6 protein-coding genes and 1 pseudogene are annotated in these 6,391 nt (G+C 59.6%); 1 reads left to right on the top strand and 6 read right to left on the bottom strand.

Going from position 1 to position 6,391, the window contains the following annotated elements:
• Positions 1 to 108: 108 nt before the first annotated feature.
• The 4 genes and pseudogenes from QCE79_RS38655 to QCE79_RS38640 all read right to left on the bottom strand — a co-directional run bounded on the left by QCE79_RS38655 (position 109) and on the right by QCE79_RS38640 (position 4,407).
• Positions 109 to 1,893, bottom strand: a complete 1,785-nt coding sequence (locus QCE79_RS38655) for a chloride channel protein (RefSeq protein ID WP_309854316.1) — start codon at positions 1,891 to 1,893, stop codon at positions 109 to 111.
• Positions 1,894 to 1,919: 26 nt separating this feature from the next.
• On the bottom strand, positions 1,920 to 2,330 hold the full coding sequence (locus tag QCE79_RS38650; protein WP_309854313.1) for a MarR family transcriptional regulator: 411 nt from the start codon (positions 2,328 to 2,330) through the stop codon (positions 1,920 to 1,922).
• Positions 2,327 to 3,495 (bottom strand): annotated as a pseudogene (locus QCE79_RS38645) (HPP family protein). The gene QCE79_RS38650 and the pseudogene QCE79_RS38645 overlap by 4 nt, the downstream one beginning before the upstream one ends.
• A gap of 408 nt (positions 3,496 to 3,903) precedes the next feature.
• Positions 3,904 to 4,407, bottom strand: coding sequence for a hypothetical protein (locus tag QCE79_RS38640; RefSeq protein WP_309854310.1), 504 nt, complete (start codon positions 4,405 to 4,407; stop codon positions 3,904 to 3,906).
• Positions 4,408 to 4,846: 439 nt separating this feature from the next.
• On the opposite strand from QCE79_RS38640, the gene QCE79_RS38635 reads away from it, so the two are divergent.
• Entirely contained in the window at positions 4,847 to 5,068 is a 222-nt protein-coding gene (locus QCE79_RS38635) for a hypothetical protein (RefSeq protein ID WP_309854306.1), read from the top strand.
• Positions 5,069 to 5,217: 149 nt separating this feature from the next.
• Here QCE79_RS38635 and QCE79_RS38630 read toward each other — a convergent pair whose 3' ends face one another.
• Together QCE79_RS38630 and QCE79_RS38625 are read right to left on the bottom strand one after the other, a co-directional pair.
• Positions 5,218 to 5,586, bottom strand: coding sequence for a hypothetical protein (locus QCE79_RS38630; RefSeq protein ID WP_309854303.1), 369 nt, complete (start codon positions 5,584 to 5,586; stop codon positions 5,218 to 5,220).
• A gap of 294 nt (positions 5,587 to 5,880) precedes the next feature.
• The coding region (locus QCE79_RS38625) for a TonB-dependent receptor domain-containing protein (protein WP_309854301.1) at positions 5,881 to 6,391 on the bottom strand (511 nt) is incomplete at its 5' end.

Raw genomic sequence — 6,391 nt, 5'->3', positions numbered from 1 at the left:
GAATTCAATGGTCGCAGCTACAGGCTCAAGGAAGCTGCCGAGGCGCTTGCGCAGAAAACGAAAGAAGGCTAAAAATCGACGATGTCCTGCATTACAGGGTGGGGGAATTTACGCGCCCATAAGTGGAGGAATTTGAACTGCCCGTCCGGGCCTGAACCGCTCCCGCCGATGTTCTTCGTCAAAGTGCGTCCGTGCCGGCTTAATAAGATCGCTGCGCGATACGATGCCGACTAGCCGCATCGAACCTTGGTCTGCGACCACCGGTAACCGTTCGAGTTGATGCACCGCCAGACGCATGGCGACAAGCCTGCACGATTCGCCCGGCAGCGCGACTACTGGCAGGCGCTCGTTACGCTGATGCAGCGCTAAGCTGATGCTCGTGTCTTCGCCATGCGCTGATGTCTCACGATTTAGCGCGGTGAGTACCGACCGGTCTGCCATGCCAACCACCGCGCCCGCGCGCACCACCGGATATGCACGATGCGCCTGCCCGGCCCCAAAGTACGATGCAAGCATCTCCCTAAGCGGAGTATCAGCGTCAATAGTGCGGGGTTCGCGCGTCATGACTTCGTCGACGTGGTGCCGTTCCAGCGGGTCCACACCGTATTCGCGATAAATGTGATAGCCGCGTCGCGCAATCTTCTCCGTCATGATCGAGCGCCGCATGACGACCGTAACGAAGCCGTGTGCGACGAGCGTCGCCGCGAGCAGCGGCAAAAGCGCATTGCTGTCGTGGGTAAGACCGAACGCGAAAACAATAGCCGTGAGGGGCGCACCCAACGTCGCGCCGAGGGTCGCGGCCATACAAACGAGCGGCCAGAGCGCAGCGTCATGACCCGGCAGCACCGAGGAGAGCACCGTGCCCAAGCCCGCGCCGAGCATCAGCAACGGTGCGAGCACGCCGCCCGACGTGCCCGAGGCGAGTGCCACCACCCAGATCACCGCTTTTACCGCGAGGATCGCCACGGCCGCCTGCATTGCGACGTGGCCATGAAGCAGATCGCCGATCACGTCGTAGCCGACGCCGAGCGCCCGAGGTTCGATGAATCCGCCAATACCAACGACGAGGCCTCCAAGCGCCGGCCACCACATCCAGTGGATCGGTAGCTTGCCGAACAAGTCCTCGAGCTTGTAGAGCGCGGCTGACAATCCTGCAGCCAGCGCGCCCGCGAGCAGTCCAGCGGCAAGACATGAGATAAGCGAAATCATTTGCGGGGGAGCGGTGTCTAGCGGAAACAGCGCATCCGTGCCGAACACCGACACTCGGGCGAAGCCTGCCACTGCGCACGCCAATGCGACCGGCAGGAAGCTGCGCGGCCGCCATTCGAACAGCAGCAATTCGACCGCGAGCAGCACCGCTGCAACGGGTGTGCCGAACACTGCGGTCATTCCCGCCGCTGCTCCCGCGACCAGCAGCGTCTTGCGCTCGGCCGCCGTAACGTCGATGCACTGCGCGATCAGCGAACCCAACGCGCCGCCCGTCATGATGATCGGTCCTTCCGCGCCAAACGGTCCACCGCTACCGATCACGATGCCCGACGACAACGGCTTGAGCACCGCCACCTTGGGCGACATGCGGCTCTTGCCGAAGAGGATTGCCTCGATAGCCTCGGGAATGCCATGTCCTCGAATCTTCTCGGACCCAAAGCGCGCCATCGCGCCGACAATCAGGCCGCCGATCACCGGTATCACTATCACCCATACGCCCAGATGATTCAACGCGGGCGAGCGTTCCGCGGGCGAGAAGGTGCCAAAAAAGAACAGGTTAGTGAACAGATGAATCAATGCAAGCAGTAAAACGGCCGCGAGTGTGCTTACCGCGCCAATAAGCGCGGCCATCGCACAGATGCGCAACAGACGGTCGTTGACGGAGAAATCGCGTTTGTGATCCATGTGTTGGCTCCGTGAGACGGGTGAAATCAGAGATCAATTTGAGGCACATGAAACGCGCCCTCGAGCGACTTAAGTTCCGCGCGATGCAGAGCCGCCAACCGCGCGAGCAACTGGTCGCCCCGCGCCTCTAGATGAACCTGCACCTGACGGCGATCGTCGGGGCTCGGCGCGCGCCGCACGAGCTCGAGCACCTCGCAGCGTGTGACGAGCGCCACCACACCGTGGTGATGGGATTGCAGCCGTTCGGCCAGCTCGCCAACTGTCGCCCATGCGCGCCCAGGATAGCCCTTGATGTGAAGTAACAAGAGATACTGCAGCGGTGTGATGCCTTCCTCCTGCACGGCGCGTTCCGAGAAACGCTCGAAGCGCCGCATTTGGTAGCGGAACTCGGAAAGTTGCTCAAAGTCCGACTTGGCGAGCTTGCGGGACGTAGTCATGGCGCGGGTGGTTGAGAGCTTGGCCGCGTGTGTGCGCCTTGCGTGGTGAAGGAGTGGCGGTACAGTCCGGCAATCAGATCCGCCTCGGTAATCATGCCGACCAGCCGTTCCTCGTAATCGAGCACAGGAATATGGTGATGTCCATAGTCGGCGAAGATCGGCACAAGGGTATCGAGCGTCATGTCGGATCGCACCGAGCGCACTTCGCTCGTCATTAGCGAAGCGACGGTGCGCAATGCGCTTGGCCGGCCGCCCAAAATTCGCTCGACCAGGCGTGCGAGCCGGTCTACGTCGGCAGCCATGAGATCAATACGGGTGACGATACCGACTACGCGTCTGCCCATGTCGACAACAGGCAGCGCCTTAACGCGATGCCGCGCAAAGAGCGACAGCGCATCGTGCGCGCTCGCCCCCGGCGATATCGCGGCGACCGCGTGCGACATGATGTCCGCGCAGGTAACGTTGACGAAACCACGTGCATAGGCGCGCAACTGTGTCTCGCGCAGCAGCGATTCGAGATCGTCAAGATCGACATCGAGCAATTCGTTGCGGCGCGCCAACACGGCGTCTAGATCGGCCCGGGTGAAGGACGCGACGCTCGACGAAGCGCCTACCGGGTTCGATACCGCGTGCCTGTGAGGGTAGCGATGTCCCGTCAATGCGTGAAAAATGATCGCGGCGCTCATGAGCACGCTGGATTGAATGAACACGGGGCCAACACGAAGCCGTATCCAAGCGAATGGACTGGTGGTCCGCCGAGCACCGCCGTAAGCGCGACCGCTCCGGAAGGCGGATGCACGCAGCGCAATGCGAACATCGCACAAATGGCGATGCCGACGGCCAGCGCGGCGGCATCTATGGGCTCGCGGACCAGCAATGCGCAGCTCACACCAATGAAGGCCGAAACTAGGTTGCCGCCGATGATCGACCATGGCTGGGCGAGCGGGCTCGCCGGCAAGGCGAACAAGAGCACGGCCGAGGCCCCCATCGGCGCGATCAGCATGGGAATCGCGACACCGTCGCCGACGAGCAGATGTGCGATCCCGCCCGTCATGGAGATGCCAATTAGTGCACCCAGGCCAGCGCGCAAGCGCTCGGTCCACTTAAGAAGAACCGGGGCAGGAAGAGGGTCCCGTAACCAATCAAGGAAGGAAGTGCGTGACACGAATGGACGGTGAGCGAATGGTAATGGACGCGAAGATGTTGCACTTACACGGTTCGAGCTAGGAATTGTATCTCATCGTGATACAAAAGTTTTTTCGCTATTAAAACGCCTGCGCTCCGTCATCGTGCCTGGGACGGGCTGTCCGGACGGATTACACTCGCGAGGCGTGTTCCGGTTATTGTGCGAGACTGCCGTGTCGGTTCGCTCCCCGACGCCGAAACAGCGGCGCAAGCGCTCCTCAAGCTACACTCCGCGCAACTGCGGCTCTGGGTCAGAGCCAGGAGGCCAGCAGTAGCATCTGAAAAGCGGCGGCAATCGCAACGGCAACCAGACGGCGACGCCGGTGTTTCCCTTGCATGAAGTAGCGAGCCTATAGTTCAGCTAGGAGCACAGCATAGTCCGCGCGCCTCACTTCCAGGCATCGCTAAGCATCCTCCACAGTCGTTCTTCCACTTCTAAGCTTCGGGGCCAGCGCGCTAAATGTGTCTCAAGAACATTAGCGGCGATGCGCACACTCGCACGGTACCCGAGCGAGCCCGGCTCGTATTTACTTGCTTCCACTAAGTGCGCTTGGAGATTCTCTTCAAGCATTCGAAGACTAGGCGTATAAGGCAGAGAAAACACACGATCGTGCTTGGGGGTTTCGTTCTTGGTGCTCTGGCGCATTTCGTAGCTGAAGCCGCCTTTAATGCGCCGACGAAGTAGAATCCCACGCTCGCTCAAGGTAATCAGGTCTTCGATGAGATGGCGAGGCCGCAGCTTACCGCGGGATTTGGTTAGAGCATCCTGTGTTGCGGCTACGTAGTCGGCCTCGAGTTGTGCGTCCGTTCCGAGAAACGAATCTCCATACCGCCCGCAAGTAAGGGAACGGATGAGCCATTCAAGGCGTTCCGCTTGAGCAAGTCTATTCATGGCGTGTGAATCTGGTTATCGACTGCCGACTGCTTGGTCTCGGCATGCACTGGCACGTTCTTCTTCGTCGGTGCCCTCGTCAACCGTGAGAAACTGCCTGCATTGGTGTGCGTGCGATTTCCGCGTGAGTAGCGCAAGCAGGTGATGGAAATAAGGCGAGCATGCGACGGGCCTGAGGCAGCCCGCTAACGGGGGTTCGCTCTTGTTCGCCAAAAATATATGCGCTTTGCGGTGCTTACTTCTGAAAAGGCAGGGGCTTCGCTATACGGATTCGACCTCCCGGGATGAAAAACCATTGCGATTGACGGTCCTAGCATGTCTGTGAGTTACTTCCCTGCCGACTGATGCTCGCCTAAAATAAACAAGGGAAAACAACCTTTTGATTTTGTGTGATGCGAGTTAGGAAAAAGCACGCCGGCAACGGATATAAGGAAGCATAATGGGCGAGAATCTTGAACATGGGGAGTGGGTGATCAGATCTTATCCGGAGCGGGATGGCCATCATTGGCATTCTTGGGCGGCAGTGGCGCGCCGATCGCTCGACGCCGCACACGACGATGAGATGTTCACCTTCAGCGACATCGGCTACTTCGACACCGAAAACGAGGCGCGTGATCGGGGCATCGCCTGGGCGAAGGCATGGCTCGACAGCAATTTCTAAGTGTCCGGATACCGGATTGATTCGAGGCTAGCGCACCTGGGCCAGTTGTTGCTTTCCCGAACGCCACACGGAAACGCCACCGTACATCTGTCGCCGTCAGCGTCACAGAGGCCAGGCCGCGTAGAAATGCGTCATCGAAGCGGCAAGACCTAGGCTAGGCCGTAGATCGCCTGCGCCCGCTTAAGGAGCGCCTCGAATTGAACTGTGGTAGAGATGTCGAACTCCAGGTTAGCAAACGTCATCCGCAATGTGCGCCCAGTGCGGCTTTGCCGCCAAGCCAGCGCGCCGCGCAAAAGGGTTGAGCCGATCGTTTGAGCGAGCGGCACAATGAATTCGCCGGTAAAACCGCGATCGTCTTGTACGCCGTGCATTGTGAATGACACGGCGCTCATCCGCGTACGGTCGGCACGCACTAGCTGATAGAACTCTCTGAGCTCGCGTTGGTAGTTTGGGCTGAATGTAGCCTCATCGTCCGCCGAGCGCACCAATGCTAGCCGCAGCGTAGCGATACGGTCCATCCTTTCCTCCTCCATCTGATAACGGACCATATCAGAAAGTAGTCGAGCAGCCAATTCAAGCCAACTTGGCGAAGCTCAAGTAGTGGCTTTGGCGCGAGGCTCGTTGCCCGGCGGTCGTGAAGCGCAAAGTGTGTGCGCTGTCCGGCGCGGACCGACATCGGGCTTAACTGATTCCTTTGGGCCATCAAGCTACATCCGATCAGGTAATAGGCGGGGTGATGAATGCAACAAGCGGTCGACTATCGTGGCGTGAGCGGCGCGATGAACGGGCAGTGTCGCACCGCCCGCCCGTGATCAGAACCTATAGGAGACGGTGACTTGCGCGGTCAAGGGAGGACTGGGCATGAGCGTGTAGTCGAAAGTCGCGGCCGAACCGCCGGTGTAGTATTTGCGGTTGAACAAGTTAAATATATTTAGCTGCGTTTTCCAGTGGCCTTGCTGGTAGGACGCCATGGCGTCGGTGCGCACGTAACTGGCCAGCTTGAAGGTGTTCGGCAGGGTCGCCTCTCGCGAGCCCACGTAATAGACGCCAGCCCCAAACTGCAATCCCGGTATGGACTGCAATTGATAGACCGTCCAAAGGCTTGCGCTGTGACGCGGAACATTACTGAGTAGATCGCCGACGGGGTAAGTCGTATCACTCGTGACCTTCGCGAGCGTGTAGGCATACGTGACGATGGCTTTCCATTGCGGCGTGATGTTGCCGGCGATGTCGAGCTCCACCCCCTGACTTCTCTGCTTGCCTGTCAACACCTGGAGCAACGGGTCGGTTGGGTCGGTCGTGAGGATGTGATTTCGGTTCAAA

The sequence above is a fragment of the Caballeronia sp. LZ003 genome (assembly GCF_031451465.1).
Lineage (GTDB): Bacteria > Pseudomonadota > Gammaproteobacteria > Burkholderiales > Burkholderiaceae > Caballeronia.
This window is presented reverse-complemented; position numbering and strand designations above follow the sequence as displayed.